The 22259-nt window shown below is 70.7% G+C and carries 19 protein-coding genes; 5 read left to right on the forward strand and 14 right to left on the reverse strand.

What is annotated here, in order from left to right:
* Positions 1-45: 45 nt before the first annotated feature.
* A complete protein-coding gene (locus ABN611_RS31025; RefSeq protein WP_350275817.1) occupies positions 46-699 on the forward strand; it encodes a response regulator transcription factor in 654 nt (217 codons plus the stop codon).
* Here the strand turns inward: ABN611_RS31025 and ABN611_RS31030 are convergent.
* The 5 genes from ABN611_RS31030 to ABN611_RS31050 are packed head-to-tail and all read right to left on the reverse strand — an operon-like array spanning position 696 to position 7270.
* The gene (locus tag ABN611_RS31030) at positions 696-1502 is read right to left on the reverse strand and encodes a universal stress protein (protein ID WP_350275818.1); all 807 of its coding nucleotides are present in this window, start codon (positions 1500-1502) and stop codon (positions 696-698) included. The two genes, ABN611_RS31025 and ABN611_RS31030, sit on opposite strands and share 4 nt — an antisense overlap.
* Positions 1499-3232 (reverse strand): thiol reductant ABC exporter subunit CydC, encoded by a 1734-nt coding sequence (cydC, locus tag ABN611_RS31035; protein WP_350275819.1) that lies wholly within the window; start codon positions 3230-3232, stop codon positions 1499-1501. The genes ABN611_RS31030 and cydC overlap by 4 nt, the downstream gene beginning before the upstream one ends.
* Positions 3229-4854, reverse strand: a complete 1626-nt coding sequence (cydD, locus tag ABN611_RS31040) for a thiol reductant ABC exporter subunit CydD (protein ID WP_350275820.1) — start codon at positions 4852-4854, stop codon at positions 3229-3231. The genes cydC and cydD overlap by 4 nt, the downstream gene beginning before the upstream one ends.
* Positions 4854-5861 (reverse strand): cytochrome d ubiquinol oxidase subunit II, encoded by a 1008-nt coding sequence (cydB, locus tag ABN611_RS31045; protein ID WP_350275821.1) that lies wholly within the window; start codon positions 5859-5861, stop codon positions 4854-4856. Before cydB ends, cydD begins: the two co-directional genes overlap by 1 nt.
* A gap of 11 nt (positions 5862-5872) precedes the next feature.
* The gene (locus ABN611_RS31050; RefSeq protein ID WP_350275822.1) at positions 5873-7270 is read right to left on the reverse strand and encodes a cytochrome ubiquinol oxidase subunit I; all 1398 of its coding nucleotides are present in this window, start codon (positions 7268-7270) and stop codon (positions 5873-5875) included.
* Between the two features lie 128 nt (positions 7271-7398).
* Between ABN611_RS31050 and ABN611_RS31055 the strand changes: the two genes are divergently transcribed.
* A complete protein-coding gene (locus ABN611_RS31055; RefSeq protein WP_350275823.1) occupies positions 7399-10116 on the forward strand; it encodes a GNAT family N-acetyltransferase in 2718 nt (905 codons plus the stop codon).
* Here ABN611_RS31055 and ABN611_RS31060 read toward each other — a convergent pair whose 3' ends face one another.
* The 3 genes from ABN611_RS31060 to ABN611_RS31070 form a co-directional block, all read right to left on the reverse strand.
* A complete protein-coding gene (locus ABN611_RS31060; protein WP_350275824.1) occupies positions 10117-11478 on the reverse strand; it encodes an MBL fold metallo-hydrolase in 1362 nt (453 codons plus the stop codon).
* Positions 11478-11831, reverse strand: coding sequence for a hypothetical protein (locus ABN611_RS31065; RefSeq protein ID WP_350275825.1), 354 nt, complete (start codon positions 11829-11831; stop codon positions 11478-11480). Before ABN611_RS31065 ends, ABN611_RS31060 begins: the two co-directional genes overlap by 1 nt.
* A 172-nt stretch (positions 11832-12003) precedes the next feature.
* Positions 12004-12558 carry a hypothetical protein gene (locus ABN611_RS31070; RefSeq protein WP_350275826.1) on the reverse strand — a complete coding sequence of 185 codons (555 nt, stop codon included), beginning with the start codon at positions 12556-12558 and terminating at the stop codon, positions 12004-12006.
* A gap of 231 nt (positions 12559-12789) precedes the next feature.
* Between ABN611_RS31070 and ABN611_RS31075 the strand changes: the two genes are divergently transcribed.
* The gene (locus tag ABN611_RS31075; protein ID WP_350275827.1) at positions 12790-13716 is read left to right on the forward strand and encodes a universal stress protein; all 927 of its coding nucleotides are present in this window, start codon (positions 12790-12792) and stop codon (positions 13714-13716) included.
* On the opposite strand, the gene pflA is transcribed toward ABN611_RS31075, so the two are convergent.
* Both pflA and pflB read right to left on the reverse strand, forming a co-directional pair.
* Positions 13709-14488 carry a pyruvate formate-lyase-activating protein gene (gene pflA, locus ABN611_RS31080; protein ID WP_350275828.1) on the reverse strand — a complete coding sequence of 260 codons (780 nt, stop codon included), beginning with the start codon at positions 14486-14488 and terminating at the stop codon, positions 13709-13711. The two genes, ABN611_RS31075 and pflA, sit on opposite strands and share 8 nt — an antisense overlap.
* Position 14489: 1 nt before the next feature.
* A complete protein-coding gene (gene pflB, locus ABN611_RS31085) occupies positions 14490-16751 on the reverse strand; it encodes a formate C-acetyltransferase (RefSeq protein ID WP_350275829.1) in 2262 nt (753 codons plus the stop codon).
* A gap of 226 nt (positions 16752-16977) precedes the next feature.
* Between pflB and ABN611_RS31090 the strand changes: the two genes are divergently transcribed.
* On the forward strand, positions 16978-17946 hold the full coding sequence (locus tag ABN611_RS31090) for an ABC transporter ATP-binding protein (RefSeq protein WP_350275830.1): 969 nt from the start codon (positions 16978-16980) through the stop codon (positions 17944-17946).
* A 152-nt stretch (positions 17947-18098) separates the two neighbouring features.
* Here the strand turns inward: ABN611_RS31090 and ABN611_RS31095 are convergent, their stop codons facing one another.
* The 3 genes from ABN611_RS31095 to ABN611_RS31105 are packed head-to-tail and all read right to left on the reverse strand — an operon-like array spanning position 18099 to position 19881.
* On the reverse strand, positions 18099-18974 hold the full coding sequence (locus tag ABN611_RS31095) for a universal stress protein (protein ID WP_350275831.1): 876 nt from the start codon (positions 18972-18974) through the stop codon (positions 18099-18101).
* Positions 18971-19594, reverse strand: a complete 624-nt coding sequence (locus ABN611_RS31100) for a hypothetical protein (RefSeq protein WP_350275832.1) — start codon at positions 19592-19594, stop codon at positions 18971-18973. The genes ABN611_RS31095 and ABN611_RS31100 overlap by 4 nt, the downstream gene beginning before the upstream one ends.
* Positions 19595-19599: 5 nt before the next feature.
* Positions 19600-19881, reverse strand: a complete 282-nt coding sequence (locus ABN611_RS31105) for a hypothetical protein (protein ID WP_350275833.1) — start codon at positions 19879-19881, stop codon at positions 19600-19602.
* A 193-nt stretch (positions 19882-20074) separates the two neighbouring features.
* Between ABN611_RS31105 and ABN611_RS31110 the strand changes: the two genes are divergently transcribed.
* Positions 20075-20836, forward strand: coding sequence for a hypothetical protein (locus ABN611_RS31110; protein WP_350275834.1), 762 nt, complete (start codon positions 20075-20077; stop codon positions 20834-20836).
* Here ABN611_RS31110 and ABN611_RS31115 read toward each other — a convergent pair.
* Positions 20817-22256 carry a wax ester/triacylglycerol synthase family O-acyltransferase gene (locus ABN611_RS31115; protein ID WP_350275835.1) on the reverse strand — a complete coding sequence of 480 codons (1440 nt, stop codon included), beginning with the start codon at positions 22254-22256 and terminating at the stop codon, positions 20817-20819. The two genes, ABN611_RS31110 and ABN611_RS31115, sit on opposite strands and share 20 nt — an antisense overlap.
* Between the last annotated feature and the right edge of the window lie 3 nt (positions 22257-22259).

Consider the following 22259-nt stretch of genomic DNA (forward strand, 5'->3'; position numbering starts at 1 on the left):
GAGCGGGCCCCGGAGCGGGGTGTGCGGGTTGCTGAAGGAGATGTGATGACGATCAAGGTGTTCCTGCTCGACGACCACGAGGTGGTGCGGCTGGGGCTGCACCAACTGCTCGACGCGGAGCCGGACATCGAGGTGGTCGGTGACGCGTCGACGGCCGCGGAGGCGGTGGCGCGGATTCCCGCCGTCCGGCCTGATGTCGCGGTACTGGACGTGCGGCTGCCCGACGGGGACGGGATCAGCGTGTGCCGCGAGGTGCGGTCGTCGATGGACGAGCCGCCGGCGTGTCTGATGCTGACGTCGTTCTCCGACGACGAGGCGCTGTTCACCGCGATCATGGCCGGCGCCGCCGGATACCTGCTGAAACAGATCAACGGTCAGGCGCTGATCGACGCGGTACGTCGCCTCGCCGCGGGCGAGTCCCTGCTCGACCCGAGCATGACCGCCAAGGTCCTCGAGCGCCTGCGGCACCCTGCCGAGGCCGAGGATCCGCGGTACGCGTCGCTGACCGAGCAGGAACGCCGCATCCTCGCCGAGATCGCGGCGGGCAAGACGAACCGCCAGATCGCGCAGTCCCTGTTCCTGGCCGAGAAGACCGTCAAGAACTACGTCTCCTCCCTGCTCCGCAAGCTCAACCTCGAGCGCCGCACCGAAGCCGCCGTCTTCGCCGTCGAACACGAGAAGCGGCAGCAACGCCGCTAGCCTTCGAGGGCTGCGTGCGGGATGACGGCGACCGGGCAGGGAGCCTGGTGCAGCATGGTCTGGCTCACTGAGCCGAGGAGCAGGCCGGTGAAGCCGCCGCGGCCACGCGCGCCCACGACCAGGAGCTGTGCGTCGTACGACCACTCGAGCAGCAGCTCCGAATGGTGGCCGGTGACCTCGACGATCTCGGCCTCCTGGGCGTGTGGGCGGATCGCGGCGAGCAGGTCGTGGTCGTCGTCCTCGGTCTCGTCCAGGACGGCGACGATGCGTGCCGGGAGGCTGTGGCGGTGGGCGTAGCCGAGCCCGAACTCGACCGCGGCGCGCGCCTGCGGCGAGCCGTCGTACCCGATCACGACCCGGCTTCCGGCGAGCGCGTCCTCACCGGGCCGTACGACGACGACCGGGCAGTGCGCGTGCGCCGACAGTTCGGTTCCCGCCGAGCTGACGATCAGCCCGAGCAGCCGGCCCGTCATGCGGCTGCCGATCACGACCAGGCCCGCGGTCCGGGACTCGGCGAGCAGCACGGCGGCCGGGAAACCGTCGACCCGGCTACCCGTCACCGTGATCCCGGGCTCGACCTTACGGGCCAGCTCGACGGCCTCCGCGACGATCTGATCGCCGGCGGCACGCAGCCCCGGCGCGAGGTCACTCGGACCGAGAGGTACCCGGAACTCCGCCCACACGAACGCGTGCACCAGGTGCAGCTCGGCTCCCCGCGCGGCGGCCTCCGCCGCACCCCAGCGGATCGCGTTCTCACAGTCGGGGCGACCGTCGATGCCCACGACAATCTTCTTCTCATTCATGCCGGCCTCCTTCGCCAGTGTCCTGCGTTCGTGCGCGAGTTCTCCTCCGGGAGGGCGACGATCTCGTCGACCGCCTGGAGATCGCGATAGCGGTGGGTGATGAGGAGCGTGGCGCGCCCCTCGGTGGCGTGGGCGATGTCGTGGATCAGCTCATCGGCCGTCGAGTCGTCGAGGTGGGCGGTGGGTTCGTCGAGGACGAGTACAGCGGGATCGGCCAGCAGCGCCCGGGCCAGCACCAGACGCTGCCGTTCGCCGCCCGAGATGCGGGTTCCGCGTTCGCCGACGGTGGTGCCGAGCCCGTCGGGCTGCCGTCGTACCCAGGCGCCGAGACGGACCCGGTCGAGGACGGCGAGCAGTTCGTCGTCGGTGGCGTCCGGGCGGCCGATCAGGAGGTTGTCGCGGACGGTGGCGTCGAAGACGTGGTCGTCCTGGCCGCAGAGCACGACCTGGCGGCGGTACGACGCTTCGTCGAACGCGGACAGATCGGCGCCGCCGAACGTGATGCGCCCGGCCTCAGGTGTGAGGAAGCCCAGCAGTGCTGCCGCCAGCGTGCTCTTGCCGGAGCCGCTCGGTCCGATCAGCCCGACGCGACGCCCGGGACGGAGGTCGAGGTCGACGCCGGTGAGCGCCGGGGCAGCGGCGCCCGGCCAGCGGACGGTGAGCCCGCGCGCGGACAACGTTGGGGCGGACTTCTCCGAGGAGGTGCCGGCGGTCGCCGGCTGATGGGTTGTGGTGCGCCAGGCGACCGACGGGCTCGGCAGGTCGGCCAGCGCGCGGAGTCGCTCGGCGGCCTGCCGGCCACGGAGCAGGTGCCGGGCCGCGGTCGGGAGCGGAGTGACGAGCTCGAAGGCGGCCAAGGGGGTGAGGACCAGGACGGCGAGTACGACGCCTGCGAGTCGTCCGTCACGGACCGCGGGAACGCCGACCAGGATCTCGCCGATGACGGTGCAGGCCAGAGCCGCGTTCGTGACGGCCGCGCCGACGCCGGTGGAGAAGGCTGAGCGGCGCAGGATTCCGGTGAGGTGGCCGTCCTGGTGCCGGATCTGCCGTAGTCGCTGATCGGTAGCACCGTACGCGGTCAGGTCCGCCAGGCCGGTCAGCAGTTCGTGGACATCGGTGGTGAGCTGCGCCCGGACCGGTGTGAACCGGCGTTCGGCCCGCGCGGACAGCAGCGGCGAGGCCGCCGGGGCGCCGATGCCCGCGACGACCAGCCCGATGAGCAGGACGGCGCCGGCGGCCGGCAGCAGTGCGGTGAGCAGCACGACCGTGGCGATGCCGGTGATCAGGCTGACCGCGATCGGTAGCAGGCCCCGGACGAGCAGGTCCTGGATGGCGTCGACGTCCCGGGTGACGCGCGTGAGCAGGTCGCCGGCGCGGGTGCCGCCGAGACCGGCTGGTGCGGCGCGGTCGAGGTCGATCCAAGCCTGGACCCTGGTGCGGGCGAGCACCCGGAACGCGGCGTCGTGGCCGACCAGCCGCTCGGCGTACCGCAGTACTCCACGTCCGATGCCGAAGGCACGGACGGCGACGATCGCGACGGTCAGGTACAGCACCGGCGGGTGCTCGGCGGCCCGCGAGATCAGCCATGCCGAGGTGGCCATGAGCCCGATCGAGCATGCCATCGCCAGGACACCGAGCAGCGCGGCGGCGATCAGTCGCTTCAATTCCGGACGGGCGACGCCGACGAGCCGGCGCACCGTGCTCATGCCGGCGCTCATGCCGGCGCTCATGCCGGCACCGCCGTACGGTCGAGGTGGACGATGTGGTCGCACAGGTCGAGCAGGGCCGGCCGATGCGTGACGAGTACGACGGTGCGCCCCGCGAAGGCGGCCGGGAGCGACTCGAGGAGCGCCTGCTCGGTCTCGGGATCGACGCTCTCGGTCGGTTCGTCGAGGAGCAGCACCGGAGCGTCGCGGAGGATCGCCCGGGCCAGCGCGATCCGCCGCCGCTGGCCTGCCGAGACACCGGCGCCACGCTCACCGAGCACGAGATCCAGGGGTACGTCGACCCGCGCCGTCGCGGCGGCCCGGCGTACGGCGAGCTCGTCGGCGGTCGTGGAGCCGAGCCGGATGTTGTCCGCCACACTGCCGGCGAACAGGACCGGGTCCTGGCCCAGCCAGGCGAGGTCCCGACGCCAGCGCCGAAGGTCTGCCGCGGCGAGATCGGTGCCGCCGGCAAGGACTTGTCCGCGGTCGGGCCGGACGGTGCCGAGCATGAGGCCGAGCAGGGTGGACTTGCCGCCGCCGCTGGGGCCGACGATGCCGGTCACCTGGCCCGGTGGGATGACGAGCGAGAGATCGTCGACCGCCGGTTCGCCCGGCTCGCGGCTGTCCACGGTGACGCCGCGGAGGACGATGGCGGCGGCCGGGTCGGGGATCGCGTGCCCGGGCTCGGGCGTTGCCTGTTCGACGACGGTGAACAGCTGATCCGCGGCGGCAAGGCCCTCCGCGCTCGCGTGGTAGTGGGCACCGAGCAGGCGGAGCGGCAGATACGCCTCCGGCGCGAGGATCAGGACCAGCAACGCGGTCTCCAGTGAGAGCCGTCCCTCGACCAGCCGGAGGCCGACCGACACGGCGACGAGTGCCACGGACAGGGTCGCGACGAGTTCGAGCACCAGGGACGACAGGAAGGCGATCCGCAGCGTGGCGAGCGTCGTACGGCGTTGCCGGTCGGCGAGCCGCCGGATCGTCTCGACCTGCGCCCGGGAACGGCCGAAGACCTTCAGCGTCCCGAGACCCGCGAGGACGTCGAGGAAGTGGTGGGCGAGCGTCTGGAGGGTTGCCCAGTGGCGCGCGGTGGCCGCCTTGGTGGTGAGCCCGACGAGGACCATGAAGACCGGGATCAGCGGCAGCGTCACGACGACGATGAGTGCGCTGAGCCAGTCCGCGGCCAGCATCCGGGCACCGACCACGAGCGGTACGACGCCGACCAGCACGAGCTGTGGCAGATACCGGGAGAAGTAGTCGTCGAGGGCATCGATCCCCCGGGTCGCGAGCGTGGTGAGCTCACCGCTGCGCTCGCCGGTCAGCCAGCGCGGGCCCAGGGCGACGATCTTCTCCACGAACCGCACCCGGAGCTCCGACTTGACCGCGGCGGAGCATCGCTGGGCGACGACCTCCGCGATCCAGGACAGCGCGGCCCGGCCGAGCAGGGTGCCCGCCAAGGCGGCCACCGGAAGCCGGAGCCGATCCAGACCGAGCCCGCCGAGGAACGCGTCGGCGATGATCCCGGCGAGCAGCCAGGCCTGGACGACAATGAGCACAGCCTGGGCGGTCCCGATCACACCCGACAGCACCAGGAAGGTCCTGGTGCCGCGGGCGTACCGGAGCAGTCGGCGATCGACAGCGGGCATCACGCCACCTTGACCTGAGCGATGTCGTCCCGGGTGAGCCGGCGGCGGAAGACCCAGTAGGTGTAGCCCTGGTACGCGAGCACGATCGGCGTGAAGATCACCGCCACCCAGGTCATGATCTTCAGCGTGTACGGCGTCGACGCCGCGTTCTCGGTGGTCAGGCTGAAGGCCGGATCCGTCGTGGACGGCAGCACGTTCGGGTAGAGCGTGACGAACAGCGTCGCCGCCGCGAGCACGATCGTGGCCGACGTACCGAGGAACCCGAGGCCGTCGCGGCCGGCTCGCGAGGCGAGTATCCCGCCGAGCAGGCACACCGCCGCCAGCAGCGCCAGCGTCCAGGTGATCCAGGAACCGTCGTGCACCTGCGTCCAGGTCAGGAACGCGGCCGCCAGCAGCACGGTCGCTCCGCCCAGTGGCAGGACCAGTACGCGGGCACGGTCCCGGACGTCTCCGTGCGTCTTCAGGGCGAGGAAGATCGCGCCGTGCAGGGCGAAGAGCACGAGCGTGGTGAGCCCGCCGAGCAAGGCGTACGGGTGCAGCAAGGTGAAGAAGTTGCCGGTGAAGTCGTGGTTGGCGTTCAGCGGTACGCCGCGGACGATGTCGGCGAGCGCGACACCCCAGAGGAGCGCGGGCGCGGCGCTGCCGATCACGATCGCGAGGTCCCAGCGCCGGTGCCAGGCCGCGTCCTGCAGCTTGTTCCGGTACTCCAGCGCGAGACCACGGACGATCAGCGCCACCAGGATCAGCAGCAGTGCCAGGTAGAACCCGGAGAAGAGGCTGGCGTACCAGATCGGGAAGGCGGCGAAGGTCGCGCCGCCCGCGACCAGCAGCCAGACTTCGTTGCCGTCCCAGACCGGGCCGATGGTGCGGAGCGTGACCTGGCGGTCGACGGGGTCCTTGGCGACTGCGGGCAGCAGCATGCCGACGCCGAAGTCGAAGCCCTCGAGCACGAGGTACCCGGTCCACAGCACCGCGATCAGCAGGAACCAGATGTCGGTGAGTTCCACGGGGAATCTCCTCAGTACAGGAAGGCGGCGTCAGGCTCGCCGGAATCTTCGGTCTCGGGTTCGGGCCGGGCCGGTGCGGTGCGGGCGAAGCGAAGCAGCAGCAGCACCTCGACGACGGCGAGTACGCCGTACAGGACGGTGAAGGTGATCAACGAGGTGAGCACCGATCCCGCGCCGACGGTCGGTGAGACGCCGTCCCTGGTCTCCATCAGCCCGAACACGATCCATGGCTGCCGGCCCATCTCGGTGAAGATCCAGCCGAAGCTGTTCGCGGCCAGCGGCAGCACGGGCAGCGCGATCGCGGAGCGCACGAGCCACTTGGAGGGCGATCGTCCTGGTCTGCGGATGTACCACAGCGCCGCGACCGCGATCAGTGCGGACAGCGCGCCGAACAGGATCATCAACCGGAAGGTCCAGTACGTGACGGGGATGTTCGGCTTGTAACTGCCCGGCCCGAAGCGCTGCTCGTACGCCGCCTGCAGGTCGTTGATTCCCTCGACCTTGCCGTTCCAGGAGCCGGTGGCGAGGAAGGACAGCCCGTGCGGCACGGTCACGGACCACACCTCGCGCTGGCCGTCCAGCGAGCCGATCGTGAGCAGCGAGAAGCCGGCCGGTTCGGACGTCTCGTACAGGGCCTCGGCCGCCGCCATCTTCATCGGCTGGGTCTCGGTCATGATCTTGCCCTGGATGTCGCCGGTGACGAACACCGCGACCGAGGCGACCAGTACGGTGACGGCGCCGAGTTTGACTGCGGGACGGAAGAGGTCCTTCCGTTCCGGCCCGCCGCGCAGCACGTGCCACAGGGCGATGCCGAGCATGAAGGCGCCGCCGGTCAGGAAGCAGGCGGCGATGGTGTGCGGGAAGGTGGCCAGTGCGACCTTGTTGGTGAGCACCGCGGCGAAGTCCTGGAGCTCGGCCCGGCCGCTGGCCCGGTCGTAGGTGTAGCCGACCGGCCACTGCATCCACGAGTTCGCGGCCAGGATGAAGAACGCCGACAGTTGGGTGCCGATGGCAACCAGCCAGATCGACGCGAGGTGCACCTTCTTCGGGAGCCGGTCCCAGCCGAAGATCCAGAGGCCGAGGAAGGTGGACTCCAGGAAGAACGCGAGCAGGCCTTCGATCGCCAGCGGAGCGCCGAAGATGTCGCCGACGAACTTCGAGTAGGCGCTCCAGTTCATCCCGAACTGGAACTCCTGCACGATGCCTGTGACGACGCCCATCGCGAAGTTGATCAGGAACAGCTTGCCCCAGAACTGGGTGAGTTGCCGGTACTTCGCCTTCCCGGTGCGGTACCAGGCGGTGTGCAGGCCTGCCACCAGCGCGGACAGGCCGATCGTGATCGGCACGAACAGGAAGTGGTAGACGGTGGTGATCCCGAACTGCCACCGTGCCAGGTCGATCGCATCCATGGTCACCAGCGTCCCGGCCGTGGCCGGCGAGGTCCTAGAGGCGAAGGTCCCGACGGCCCGGGACCCAACGGCTCTGGCTTCGGCGAGCCACGCTGCGGTGGGCTGGGGGAGTATCGGAGGGAGCTGCCATGACGGCGATCGAACAGCCGGGGACCACGGCCGGGACCGGCCCCGACGCGGGGTGGGACGTGCTGGCGTCGGACGGGTCCGTGGTGCGGATCCGCCCGGTGCGGAGAGACGACGAAGCCGCGCTGCGGGCAATGAATCGGCGGGTCTCCGACGAGTCGCTCTACCTGCGCTTCTTCGGTATCAGCAGGAACATGGCCGACGAGTACACCCATCACCTGACAACCGATCACGACGGTCACGTCGCGCTGGTCGCGGAGTACGGCGGCGATGTGGTCGGCATCGCCAGCTACGAGGTCCTGCGCGCGGGTGAGGCCGAGATGGCGTTCCTGCTGCAGGACTCGGTCCACGGCAAGGGGATCGGAACGCTGCTGCTGGAGCAGCTCGCCGCGACGGCCCGGGAGCACGGGATCGAACGGTTGCGGGCCGACACGCTCGGCGAGAACGCCAAGATGCTGCGCGTGCTGGCCGACTCGGGGTTCGAGCAGGTCCGCAGGCTCGACAGCGGCGTGGTCGAACTCGTGCTCGACACGGCGTACCACCCGCAGACACTCGAGAAGATGGCCGATCGCGAGCGGGCGGCGGAGAACCGCTCGCTGCAGCGGCTGTTCGCGCCGCGGACGGTCGCCGTGGTCGGCGCCGGCCGGAAGCCCGGCGGCATCGGGCACGAGCTGCTGCGCAACATCGTCCGCGGCGGTTTCACCGGTCAGGTGTACGCCGTGAATCCACACGCCGGCCAGGTCGCCGACGTACCGGCGTACCCGTCGATCTCCGCGGTGCCGTGCACGGTCGATCTCGCGGTGATCGCGGTGCCGGCGGAGCAGGTGCTGACCGTGCTGACGGAGAGCGGCAGGTCCGGGGTCGGCGGTGCGGTGGTCCTCACGTCCGGCTTCTCGGAGTTCGGGACGGCCGGTCGTGAGCTGCAGCGGGAGCTCCTGGCGGTCGCCCGCCGGCACAGTGTCCGGCTGATCGGCCCGAACTGTCTCGGCCTGGTGAACACCGCGCCGGAAGTCCGCCTGAACGCGACGTTCGCCGAGGTCGCGCCGACGCCCGGGACGCTCGCCATCGCGGCGCAGTCCGGCGCGGTCGGCATCGCGGTCCTCGAGCACGCCGGGCGCACCGGGCTCGGCATCTCCGAGTTCGTCTCGCTCGGCAACAAGGTCGATGTCAGCGGCAACGATGTGCTGCTGCACTGGTGGGCCGACCCGAGGACCGCGGTGATCGGGTTGTACCTGGAATCGTTCGGCAACCCGCGGAAGTTCGGCGGACTGGCACGGATGATCGGCCGCACGAAGCCGATTCTGGTCGTGAAGGGCGGCCGGTCGGCCGGTGGCAGGCGTGCCGGGGTCTCGCACACTGCGGCCGCGGCGACGCCGGAGAGCGCCGTCGACGCGCTGTTCACGCAGTCCGGCGTACTCCGGATGGACAGTGTGGAGGAGCTGGTCGAGACGGCGCGGGTGCTCGCCGTGCCGCCGCTGCCGCGTGGCCGGAGGTTGGCGGTCGTCGGCAACGCCGGCGGCGCCGGCATCCTGGCGGCCGACGCGGCGGGCGGGCGCGGTCTGGAGCTGCCGGAACTGAGCACAGGCGTGCAGGAGCAACTCGCGGCCATCGGTGCGGTGGGTACGGGCAACCCGGTTGACCTCGGCGCGGCGGCGTCGCCGGCGAGTTTGGAACAGGCCTTGCGGGTGCTGGCCGGCTGTGGCGAGGTCGACAGTGTCGTGGTGAACTACGCGGCGACGCGGGCCGGGAAGGTCGAAGAGATCTACGCCGCGATCGCCGCGGCCGGCACGGCGTCCGAGTTGCCGATCGTCGTGAACTGCGTCGGTTCGCGGCACGCCGCGCCCGAGATCGAACTGCCGGACGGACGGCGGCTGCCGGTGTTCCCGTTCCCGGAGAGCGCGGTCCGCGCGCTGGCCCACGCGGTCCGGTACGCCGAGTGGCGCGCTCGCCCTCAGGGCGTCGTACCGGCGCTCGCTCGGGTCGACGCGGTGGGTGCCCGCGCCGTGGTCGCGAGGTTCTTCCAGGAGACGCCGGAGGGCGGGTGGCTGCCTCCGGGGCAAGCGGCCCAGTTGCTACGGCGCGCCGGGATCTCCGTGATCCCGGTGGCGACGGCTTCTTCCCGCGCGGAAGCACTCGCGGCGGCGGAGACGGCCGGCTACCCGGTCGCGGTGAAGACCGCCGCGCCGGAGGTACTGCACAAGACCGACATCGGCGGCGTCCGCGTCGGACTCGTCAACGCCGTCGAACTCGGCCAGGCGTACGAGGCGGTCACGTCCGCGGCCGGGGATCCACGGGTTCTGGTTCAGGCGATGGCGCCGAGCGGGATCGAGTTGGCGATCGGAGTGGTGCGGGACCGGCTGTTCGGTCCCTTGCTGATGGCAGGCAGTGGAGGTGTGCTGACCGATGTCCTCGCCGATCGGCAGTGGCGCGGCCTGCCGCTGACCGATCTCGACGCGCTCGACATGCTGCACTCGCTCCGTTGTGCACCGGTGCTGGCCGGGTACCGCGGCGCGCGCGCCGCCGACCAGGACGCGGTGCTGAGCACCATTCACCGGATCGCCTGGCTGGCCCGTGTCGTGCCCGAGCTCGCCGAACTGGACATCAACCCCCTCGTGGCCGCACCGTCCGGCGCCTTCGCGGTCGACGTCCGGCTGCGTCTCACGCCGGCAACCCCCGAACCCGACTGGTACGCCCGCCATCTGCGCGGCGACCAGCCGTGATCAGAGCCGGACGCGTTCGAGGTGCTTCGGCGTGACGGCCGTCCAGTCGAGTTCGTCGCGGATGCGATCGGCGAGGACGGCGCGCGCGTGGTCCTCGCCGTGGACGACGTACACGGTCTCGGGTGCGGCGGGTGCGGCCGACAACCAGTTGACGAGTTCGTCGGAGTCGGCGTGGGCGGAGAACTCGGGCTGACCGACCACCTGTGCGCGGACCGGTACGTACCGTCCGTGGATCTTGACCGAGCGGGCACCGTCCAGCAGTGCCCGCCCGCGAGTGCCGGGGACCTGGAACCCGGGGAGGATCACGGTGTTGCGCTTGCCCGGCAGCAGTCGCGCCAGGTGGTACAGGACGCGGCCACCGGTCGCCATGCCGGACGCCGAGATCACGATCGAGGGGCGGCCGGGATCGCTGATCCGCATCGACTCCTCGACGGTGTGGACGAGGTGCAGCGTGCCGGGGTCGAACGGGTCCGGGCCACCGACGATCTCCGGACGGAGTTCGGGTGACTTGTTCGTGACGGCCGCGCGGTAGACGTTCAGGGCGGCCAGCGCCATCGGGCTGTTCACGTACACCGGCAGGTGTGGGATCAGCCCGTCGCGCATCAGGCCGGCGAGCTCGTGGAGCAGGACCGCCGTACGGTCGATCGCGAAGGCCGGCATCAGGACCACACCGTTGCGGGCGGCGGTGGCGCTGATCAGCCGGCCCAGCTGGGCGTGGTCCAGCGGCTGGTGGTGCCGATCGCCGTACGTCGACTCGACCAGGATCGTGTCGACGGCGGGCGGCGGTTCGGGCGGGCGCAGCAGGGGATGCTGCTGCCTCCCGAGATCGCCGCTGACGAGCAGCGTGCGGCCGTCGCACTCGAGCTCGGCGAAGGCCGATCCCAGGATGTGTCCCGCGCGGTGCAGTCTGATCCTGGTACCGCCCAGTTCCGCCCGGACGGCCGGTTGGAGGAGCCGGATCGCCTGTTCGGCGTCCTCGGTGTCGAAGAGCGGTTGCGGAGGATCGTGCCGGGAGTAGCCACCGGCGCGGGCGTGCTGGGCGTCCTCCATCTGGAGGTGGGCGGCGTCCCGGAGCACGATCGCTGCCACGTCCGCCGTACCAGGAGTACAGAACACCGGTCCGCGGAATCCTTGCCGGACCAGGCTGGGCAGGTAGCCGCAGTGGTCCAGGTGCGCGTGCGTGAGGACGACGGCGTCCAGTGACGCGGGGTCGATCGGGAACGGGTCCCAGTTGCGGCGCCGCCACCGGGCCTCACCCTGGAACATCCCGCAGTCGATCAGGACGCGTTGCCGTCCGCGTTCCAGGAGGAACTTGCTGCCGGTCACCGTACCGGCCGCGCCGAGGAAGGTGAGGACGCTCATCAGGCGTCTTCGTAGGTCCGCTCGAAGCGGAGGGCCACCCGGCTGAGGGCGCGCAGCGCCGCGACCGTCTCCGCGACCTTCAGGTGTGAATCGGCGGGATGGACGGTGCGGAACAGGTCGTTCCGCAGGTCCTCGAGGCCGTCGAGCAGGTGCTCGACCTCGTCGACGACGATGACGTCGTACGGCCGCTGGGCGGTGAGCAGCGGCAGGATCCGGCCGCGGAACGCGGCCAGCGTGTGCTGGGCTTCGGCCAGCCGGCGCTCCTCGAGGAACCAGTTGTCGGCCAGGCTGGTCTCGGCGATGTTCGCGAGGTCGGCCTCCCACCGGTCGATCTCCTGACGCATTGTGCTCATGACTACCTCCACTGGTCTCACCCTCAGCTTGCCGGGACGCGACCGGCCGGCGCTGCGGGCAAGGGTCCCGACCTGACAGGGCTTTCGGCCGTGCGGGATTGTGGGGAACAGCCGGAAGCCGTGCGGCTCGGGTGAGGCGCACGGCTTCGCGTTGTGGATGGTGCTGCGAGGATCACTGCAGCCAGGGGTGGCGCTGAACCATGGACAGCCGGGACCACCACCGACCGAAGCCCCAGGTCTTGCCGGCGGCCAGCAGTGCCAGGGCGACGAGGGTGATGGCGCCGAGGATGTGGTCGTCGAGCACCGGGTTGTTCTCCGGGGGTAGGGCGGCGGTCCACATCATCAGGTAGAGCAGCGCGCCGGACACGGCCGCGATCCGCATCCCGATGCCCAGGGTGAGGGCGAGGCCGATGCCGGCGAGGCCGATCATGAACAGCGGGGTGACCCAGAAGTCACCGACGAGGGACTGATAGAAGTCCGCGAACGGGCCGCTGGTGCCCTTGCCGAGGAATCCCGCGGTCGGGTCGCCGCCGTCGATCCAGCCCTTGCCGGACGGCGTGGCGTAGCCGAGGCCGAAGACCTTGTCGACGAAGGCCCAGAGGAAGGTGAGGCCGAACGCGATGCGCAGTACGGCCAGAACCCGGTTCGCGGCCGTGCCGACTCGTGGTGTCGCCGCTTCGGCGGGGGTGTCAACTGCTTGTGTGGGCCGGTGGCCGAGGGTCGTCATGGTCTGGTCCTTTGCTTTGTGGTGCTTCGTTGATGCCTCAATCGTGTCGCCGGCACGGCAGGAGGCGGCAGGGCCGACAGACCCTGGCCAAGACTCCAGACGCCCTCACTCGGCGGGACTCATGTCACCGGCTGGACGAGGTGCCGTCCGGCCCTTCGAGCAGAGTCGGCCGACCCTGCGGTGGGACCGCCTCCGGCCACATGCTGGGAAGGAGGTAAGAGGAGGCAACGAATGAACACCTGGACACGTACAGGGCCCGTCGTCGTCGAGGTCGACGGCAGCACCGACGGGCTGCGGATCGTCGACTATGCCGCCCGGGAAGCACTCCGCGCCGGTGCCGAGCTGCTGCTCGTTGCGCCTTACCACAATTACCCGGCGTACGCGCCGATGATGCCGCTGTACGACCCGCAGGGGGCGGCTGCCGGGGCGGAAGAGATTCTCCGGCAGGCGGTCGAGTTCGTGCGGGACGAGTACGGTGCCGACCTGAAGGTCAGCACGACCGCCAGGGAGGGCTCGCGGCTGCGGGCCCTGCAGACGGCCGCCCGCGACGCACGGGTCCTCGTCGTCGCACGTGAGCAAGACAGCGGTCCGGCAGGAATCGTGTCGGCACAGGGCAACCTCGCCCTGGCCGGGCGCGCCTCGTGTCCCGTCGTCGTGGTCCCGGCCCGCGGGACGCCGGCCGCGGCCGGGAGCGGCGTCGTGGTCGGGATCGACGGTACGCCGTTGTCGCTGGAAGCTGTCGAGTTCGCCTTCCGGACCGCGGCCGAGCGCGGCGTGAACCTGACTGTGGTGCACTCCCACCGCCATCCGTACCAGCGGCACGTCGCGGAGAAGGGCACCTGGCAGGAGCGCGCCGGCCTGACGGTCTCCGAAACGCTCGCCGGATGGCACGAGGAGTACCCCCAGGTGATCGTCACCCGCCTGCTCACGACCCGGCCCGTCGTCGCCGCGCTGGCCCACGAGAGCCGGCAGGCTGCCCTGGTCGTCGTCGGCGCTCACGCCGGCCCGTTGCCCATCGGCGATCCCGTCACCCGCCGGACCATCGCGGAGCTCACCTGCCCGGTCGCCGTCGTCGCCCACCACGTCACCCCGGCCGAACGCGCCCGGTGGCGCCGGACGCTGTCCTCCACGCCGGACGTGGTCTGCACGATCAGGTGACGTCGAGGCCGCGGGCGGCGAAGCGCTCGCGGACGGCCGCCGTCTCCTGGGGCGTCGGGACCGGACGGCCGGCCAGCGGAAACGGCAGGCCGAGAACCTCGTACTTCGGGACAGCCAGCGCGTGGAACGGCAAGACGTCGACACGCTCGACGTTCCCCAGGGCGGCGACGAAGTCGGCCAAGGGCTCGACGTTGTCGGGAGCGTCGTTGAGACCAGGGACGAGGACGAACCGGATCCAGACCCGCCGTTCGAGCCCGGCGAGGCGGCGGGCGAACCGCAGCGTGGGCGTCACGTCACCGCCTCCGGTGATCCGGGCGTAGGTCGTAGCGGCGAAGGACTTGATGTCGAGCAGCACGAGTTCGGTGTCGAGCAGGAGCTCGTCGGTGGCGCGGGCGCCGAGTGCTCCCGAGGTGTCGAGAGCTGTGGAGATGCCCTCCTCGGCGCAGGCGCGGAAGACCGCTGCGGTGAACCTCGGCTGAAGCAGCGGCTCTCCACCGGTGACGGTGATCCCGCCGCCGGTGCGGTCGATTAGCGGCCGGTAGCGCCGAACCTTCCGGAGTACGTCGTCGACCGTTGTCAGGGCGCCGTCGCGTTCGGACCAGGTGTCGGGGTTCTGGCAGTACAGGCAACGCAGCGGGCAGCCCGCGAGGAAGAGCACGAGTCGGGCGCCGGGGCCGTCCACAGCGGTGGACAGGTCCCACGAGTGGACCATGCCGGTGACGGACGGCCGCAGGTGGTCCCCGGCGGCCGTCCGCGCTGTGTCGAGCCGCATGCTAGATCCCCGCGTGGAAGGTGCGGTTGATGACATCGAGCTGCTGCTCCCTGGTGAGCCGGACGAAGTTCACGGCGTACCCCGAGACCCGCACCGTCAGCGACGGGTAGTCGTCCGGGTGTTCCATCGCGTCGATCAGCGTGTCCCGGTCGAGCACGTTGATGTTGAGGTGGAATCCGCCGGCGTCGACGAAGCTGTCCAGCACACCGACCAGGTTGGCGATCTGCTCGTCCCGGGTTCGGCCGAGTCCCGCGGGAGTCACGGACGAGGTGAGCGAGATGCCGTCGCGGGCGGCGTCGTACGGGAGCTTCGCGACGCTCAGCGCCGCGGCCAGCATGCCGTGGTGGTCGCGGCCGTTCATCGGGTTCGCGCCGGGGGCGAACGGTTCGCCCGCACGCCGGCCGTCCGGGGTGTTGCCGGTGCTCTTGCCGTAGACGACGTTCGACGTGATGGTCAGCACGGACTGGGTCGGCTCGGCGTCACGATAGGTCTGCTGGGCCCGCACCTTGGCCATGAAGGTGTCGACCAGCGAGGCGGCGATCTCGTCGGCCCGGTCGTCGTCGTTGCCGAAGGTGGGGAAGTCGCCCGCACGGGTGAAGTCGACGACGATCCCGCGGTCGTCGCGGACGGGTCGGACCGTCGCGTACCGGATCGCCGACAGCGAGTCCGCCGCGACCGACAGGCCGGCGATGCCGCAGGCCATCGTGCGGTGCACGGGGTAGTCGTGCAGCGCCATCTCCAGCCGCTCGTAGCAGTACTTGTCGTGCATGTAATGGATGACGTTGAGCGCGTCGACGTACGTCTCGGCGAGCCAGCCCATCATGGTGTCGAGGCGGGCCATGACGTCGTCGTAGTCGAGCACGTCCCCGCTGACGGCGGGGGACGCGGGCGCCACCTGGTCGCCGGTGACCTCGTCCCGCCCGCCGTTGATTGCGTACAGCAACGTCTTGGCGAGGTTGACCCGGGCGCCGAAGAACTGCATCGCCTTGCCGACCGGCATCGCCGACACGCAGCACGCGATCGCGGTGTCGTCGCCGTAGCGCGGCCGCAGCAGTTCGTCGCTCTCGTACTGGATCGAGCTGGTGTCGAGGGACACCTGGGCAGCGAAGTCCTTGAACCCGGGCGGCAGGTCGGGAGACCAGAGCACGGTCAGGTTCGGTTCCGGCGCCGGCCCCAGGTTGTACAGCGTCTGCAGGTACCGGAACGAGGTTCGGGTCACCAGTGCCCGGCCGTCCGCGGCCAGGCCTCCGATGCTCTCGGTCACCCACGTGGGATCGCCGGAGAAGAGCTCGTCGTACTGCGGCGTCCGCAGGAACCGGATGATCCGCAGCTTCACGACCAGCTGGTCCACGAGCTCCTGTGCGGTGGACTCGTCGATCAGACCGGCGGCGAGATCGCGCTGCAGGTAGATGTCGAGGAAGGTGGACGTGCGACCCAGCGACATCGCCGCGCCGTTCTGCTCCTTGGTGGCGGCCAAGTAGGCGAAGTACAGCCACTGGACCGCCTCCTGCGCGGTCCCGGCCGGCCGGGTGACGTCGAACCCGTAGCTCGCGGCCATCTCGACCAGCTCGCGCAGAGCCTTGATCTGCTCGGCGAGCTCTTCGCGGTCGCGGATGACGTCGGCGGTGGAGCGTCGAGCGGCCAGGTCGGCGCGGGCCGCCTCGCGGTCCGCGATCAGCCGGCCGACGCCGTACAGCGCGACGCGACGGTAGTCGCCGACGATCCGGCCACGTCCGTAGGCGTCCGGCAGACCGGTGATCACGGCGGACCGGCGGGCGGCGAGGATCTGCGGGGTGTACGCATCGAACACGCCGTCGTTGTGCGTCTTGCGGTACTGCGTGAAGATCCTGCGGACCTCGGGGTCGAGCTCGTACCCGTACGCCGTCAGGCCGTCGGCAACCATCCGCAGCCCGCCGTTGGGCATGATCGCGCGCTTCAGCGGCTGATCGGTCTGCAGGCCGACGATCAGCTCGTCGTCGCGGTCGATGTACCCCGGTGCGTGGCTGGTGATCGTGGACGGCGTGTGGGTGTCGACGTCGAGTACGCCGCGTTCGCGCTCGGCCGGGAAGAGGGCGGAGACCGCCTGCCAGAGCCGGCGGGTGCGATCGGCCGGCCCCACGAGGAACGAACCGTCGCCCGCGTACGGCGTCACGTTGGCGCGGACGAAGTCGGCGACGTCGATCTGCTCCCTCCAACGGGTCCCGGTGAATCCGTGCCAAGCGGCGGTGGTGCTGCGGGGCTGTGCGTCGATGGTGTCAGTCATGACCTCGCCTGTCGTCGAGCGGTTCACTGTCGTCCGGCTCCAGCTTCGAACGTGCGACCGGCCCGGCGTAGAGCCGGAAGTCCCGTCGGGCACGGGGATCTCGGTCGTGGAGAGGATCAGCGGGTCCTGACCTGACAGGGCCTCTGGCAGGCCCGTTCGGGCCGGATGGCTGTGGTGAGGCTCACCTGCGGCGGCCGAGACTCGAAGAAGTCGATTGGAGGCTGTGATGAGCACCAAGGCGCGGTTGGACGAGGCGGTACGGCTGGAGGGCGTTTCGGCGTACGGCGTCCGGTTCGCGGACCTCGTCGTGCGGTACGGCGAAGTCGTCGCACTGACCGGCTCGAACGGGTCCGGCAAGACCACGATCTGCCGGGTGCTCGTCGGGGAGCTGGCCGCCGCCGGGTCGGTTGAGGTGCTCGGCCCGGAGAACGGGGACCTGACCGGGCGGATCGGATACCTGATCAAGGATCTGGAGACGATGGGCTCGCTGACGTCACGGGACGTGCTCGACATCTGCGCCGCGGTCCGTGGCTGCGGCACGGCGTACGCACACGAGCTCGGCGCCCGGCTCGGACTGGAGATCGACCGGCCGATGGGGCAGTTGAGCCGCGGCCAGCTGCGGCGGCTGAGCATCGTCCAGGCGCTGATGCACGATCCGGAGCTGATCGTCCTGGACGACCCCATGACCGAGCTGGACGACGAGGGTCGCCTCGTGCTGCCCGGCTTGCTTCGGGAAGCGGCCGACCGTGGCGCCGCCGTACTGATGACCACGCAGCTCCGGTCCGACGCCGAGCTGTGCGCGGATCGTATCGTGTCGTTGAGGAGCCGAGATGCCAACTGCGAGAGCAACCAGAGTGACCCGGAACCAGATCTGGAAGCAGCTCGAGCGGTCGTCGTTCGCCGTGCTGAGTCATGTGACGCCGGGCGGGGAACCGCGGTCGAGCGGGGTCGTCTACTCCGCACGGCGCGGCCGGCTGTACGTCGTGGTGCCGCCGAACGGATGGAAGGCGTTACACCTGCGGGAGATCGGCCAGGTCGCGGTCACGGTTCCGGTCCGGCGGGGCGGGGTGCTGGCGCACCTGTTCCCGATCCCGCCTGCGACCATCTCGTTCCACGGCTGGGCGGTGGCCCACAGCGCGGACGCCCCGAGCATCGCGCCGGTCTCACCGGCGCTGGCCGGCCTCGTCCCGGCTGAGCGGCTCGCGGACTGCCGAGTCGTCGAGATCGTGCCGGAAGGGGACTACGTCACGCAGGGCATCGGCGCCCCACTGCGAAAGCTGCGAGACCCGGCCGCGACCGCACACGTTCCGGTCGCCTAGCTTCCGAGCCTGCCGGTGTGGAACTGGGTCAGCGAACGATGGCGATCGGACTGGGTGCGTGATGCAGGGCCGATTGGCTGACCGAGCCGAGCAGGAGACCGGTGAAGCCCCCGCGGCCGCGGGAGCCGACGACGAGGAGGTCGGCGAACTCGGCACGGCGGACGAGTGCTTGCGCGGGTGACCCGGTGACCAGTTCGGTCGTCCACTGCACGTCGGGATGGTCGGCAGCGGCGCCGGCGACGGACTCGGCGACCAGCAGACGTGCCTCGTTCCGCACCTGTTCCTCGTCGAACGCCAGCATCGACGTGCTGTCGGCGTACGTCAGGTACGGCGAAGTCCACGCGTGCAGGGCGATCACCCGTGCGTGCAAGGAATCTGCCTGCTCGAACGCGAAGTCGATCGCCTTCGCGGAGGCCTTCGAGCCGTCCACGCCGACCACGACGGCGGGACCATGGTGGTCGTGCTGCCGGAGCTCGTGCGGGATCACGATCACCGGGCACGGCGCGTGCGTGGTGACCTGGACCGCGACCGATCCGACAAGCAGACCGCTCCAACCGCCGAGGCCGCGCGATCCGAGGACCAGCAGCCGGGCGTCCTGGGCGGCCTCGATCAGCACCTTCGGCGCCGCACCGCCGACGAGGCCGGTCTCGACCGTGAGGTGCGGGTGGTGCAGCCGGACACTCTCCGCGACAGCTTCGAGTCCTCTGGTGCGCACGGTACGCACGGCTTCGAGAGGTACGACGTGGCCGGCCGCGGGCCGGGTCGAGATGACGAGCTCCAAGGCTTCGACGAGCCGCAGCGGGGCCATCGTGCGGACGGCTTCGGCGGTGGCCCAGGCGAGTGCGTGCCGGCTGCCGGTCGAACCGTCGTACCCCACGACGATCGGGGCGGGCTGGGTGGTCATGAGGATCTCCCGTTCGTGGTCGGTTCGCCGAAGCGGATCAGCGTGTAGTTCAGGCACTCGGCCCGGACGTCCCGCGACGTCGCGGTGAGCAGAACGCGTTCGAGGGCGATACCGGCCCGGACCTGGTCGCCGGGTTCGCCGCCGTGCGTGACGACGGTCGCCAGCGATCCGATCGGAAGCCATGTCAGTTGCGCGTCCTCGATGGCCGCGGCGCGCTCGAGCATCCGGCGCGCCTGCTGGTCCGGGAGGGTTGCCTCGCGAGCGGGACGTCGGGACTGCAGCGCGGTGTACAGCTGCCGCAGTTCCGGGTCGGGCAGGTCGGTGGGCTCGACGAGAATCCGGGCGGCGAGTGCCGGCTCGTCCGGATACGGGTAGAGGCTGACCCAGCTGTCGTAGCCGAGCGAGGCCGCGGCGCACCGCAGGTTGAAGACGGCCGCCCCGGTGGCGATCCGCTGGATCCTGGCGACCGGATCGGACGGCGTACTCCCGTCGAGCCGGATGTCGAGAAGATGTCCTCCGACGTCGATGCGCCAGGCGCGCGGGACGTGCAGGACCGGTGCGTCGTTCGCGGCGTCCAGGAGTACGCCGAGGGCTGTGGACGGCAACTGATCGGTGAGCATCGGGATCAGCCGCGGGTGCTGCCGGCCGGCGCGCGGCTTGGATACGGGCCGGTGGTGTACCTGTTGAGCTCGACCACGGTGCCGTTGATGTCCCGGACGATGTGGCACAGGCCGTTCCACCGAGCGACCTCGACGCCGATCGCGATCAGCCGGGCCCGGCTCTGACCGGAGGCGAACGGGTCGGGGGAGTCGCAGCGGCGGGTGTGCCAAAGGCCGTTCTGGTAGTACGTCTCGACGTCCGCGTGCAGCGAGACGTCGTCGTCGGGCGTTCCGTTCCGCGTCGTCATGGAGGCCGCCTCCTACTCACTGGCCGGCCCGCTAGCCCCAGAATCTGGCCGCACACGATCGACAGGTTCTTGATCCACAGAGTGCCCGAGGGTCGCGGTCGTGGGTCGGGCCGAAAGTCCCGAGCTGACCGGGACCTCGGTCCTCCCGGCCGCCGGCCGGGGATCTACACTCGGGAGAAGGAGTGTGAGGTCGATGAGCGGCGCCAGGACCTGGGAACCGTTCACCCCGCCGGCCGCGGCGCGACGGCGCGAGGTGCTGGGATGGCTCGGTTACGTCCAGGCCGTCGGACCGCGAGTTCCGGCGGTGGACGTTCGCAGCTCATCGCTGGTACCGGTGCTGACGGTTCCTGGTTTCCTGACCGGTGACTGGTCGATGATCCCGCTGGCGCGGTCCCTGCGCCGTGCCGGGCACGCTACCTTCACGAGCGGCATAGCGCTGAACTCCGGCTGTACGGAGATGCTCGTCGAGTTGCTCGAACGCCGCCTCGAGCAGGTCGTCGACGAGGCCTGCAGGCCGGTCGCGCTCGTGGGACAGAGCCGTGGCGGCACGCTCTGCCGGATGCTGGCGGTTCGACGCCCCGAGCTGCTGGCCGGCGTGGTCACCCTGGCCTCACCGCTGCTCCACCAGCTCGCGACGACGAAGGCCGTCGTCACCGAGGTGGAGCTGATGGCGAGACTGAACGTCTGGGGGTGGCCGTGGCTCCTGACGACGGACTGTCTGAGCGGCGCGTGCGCGGAGCGCACGAGCGCGTTGCTGGAGTCGCCGTGGCCACCAGGTCTGCCGTTCGTGTCGATGTACTCGCGGCAGGACGGCGTCGTGGACTGGCGCTCGTGCCTCGATCCCGCGGCGGAGCACGTCGAGGTCGGATGCACGCACAACGGGATGGGGACCGACGGACACGTGCAGCGCCTGCTGGCCGCCGAGTTGCGGTCGTTCAGTGCGCGGCGAACGTGACCAGCGCGGCGAGTTCGGCACCCAGCGAGTCTGCGATGCACTGCACGTCGGGTACCTCCTCGCGGTCGGCGACGATGCCGATCGCGAGCCGGTCGCGGTAGCTCATCACGGTGAGGTTCAGCCCGAGCCCGTCGGTGATGCCGGCCAGTGGCACCAGCGATTCGACGACGGCGCCGGCCAGGTACAACGGTTCCCCCGGTCCGCGGATGTTCGAGATGTTCACGTTCGTCGCCGGGGTTCGCGGCGCCCAGGCGTTGAGCCTGGAGAGGAACTGAACAGTCCGGACGAGGAACGGCGGCGGCACCAGGCGGATCGTGTCGGTCAGCGCGTCCGGTGCCGTGGTGCGGAGATCTCGCAGGGCAACCAGCATCGCACGATGCGCGACGCCGAGCCGGGCGGCCGGATCGCCGACGTCGGTCGGCAGCGGTACGACGACGGCGCTGAGCTGATTGCCGCCGGCCGCCGAGCCGGGGCGGCGCAGTGACACCGGAACGACCGCCGTCAGGGACCGGTCCGGGAGCTCGGAGTGCTCGAGCAGCCAGCGCCGCAGTGCGCCGGCCGCGATCGCCATCACGACGTCGTTGACGCTCACCGCGAAGTGGCGCTTGACGAACCTGACGTCGTCGAACGGGACGTCGGCGACGCCGATCCGGCGCTGTGCGGAGATCCGCCCGTTGAACGACGTCCGCGGAGCTCGACCGATCGGCCGGTGCGGGTGCCGGCGCCCGGCGAGTGCAGCCGCGGCGCCGACGAGCCGGACACCGGGCAGGCTCCCGACGACGGGCAGTTCGTCGGCTCCGGACAACGCCGCCGGCAGGCCGGTGACCGCGCGCACCGGTTGGCGCACGAGGCCGCTGAGACTGTGTACGAGCATCGAGACGGCCCGGGGCGGCGGGTCCGATGGACCTGGTGGCGGCGCGGTACGGCGCTGCGGGTTCGGCTCGGCGTCGGCGAGGGCGCCGAGGATCTGCAGACCCGCCTGCGCGTCAGCGAGCGCGTGATGGACCTTGGTGAGCACCGCGGCGCGGCCACCGGCGAGACCTTGGACGAGGTACATCTCCCAGAGCGGGCGCGAGCGATCCAGCGGGCGCGAGAAGATCCGCGCGACCTGTTCGCGCAGCACCTCGTCGTCGCCCGGTTCGGGCAGTGCGATCTCGCGGACGTGGAAGTCGAGATCGACGGCGCAGTCGATCCAGAACGGCCGGTCGAGCCCGAAGGGCACAGCGGCCAACCGCCGGTGGAAGGCGGGCACCAGGTCCAGCCGCTCGCGCAGGAGCTCCCGGAGTCGCCGAACGGTGAGCCGGCCGCCGGCCAGCGCGGCCGGATCGATCGTGGCCAGCAGCGCGGTATGGGTCCGGGTTCGGTCGTTCTCCGCGGCGAGGTACATCGCGCCGAGCTCGTCGACCTGTCGCATCGTCATCCC

It is taken from the genome of Kribbella sp. HUAS MG21 (genome assembly GCF_040254265.1).
Lineage (GTDB): Bacteria > Actinomycetota > Actinomycetes > Propionibacteriales > Kribbellaceae > Kribbella.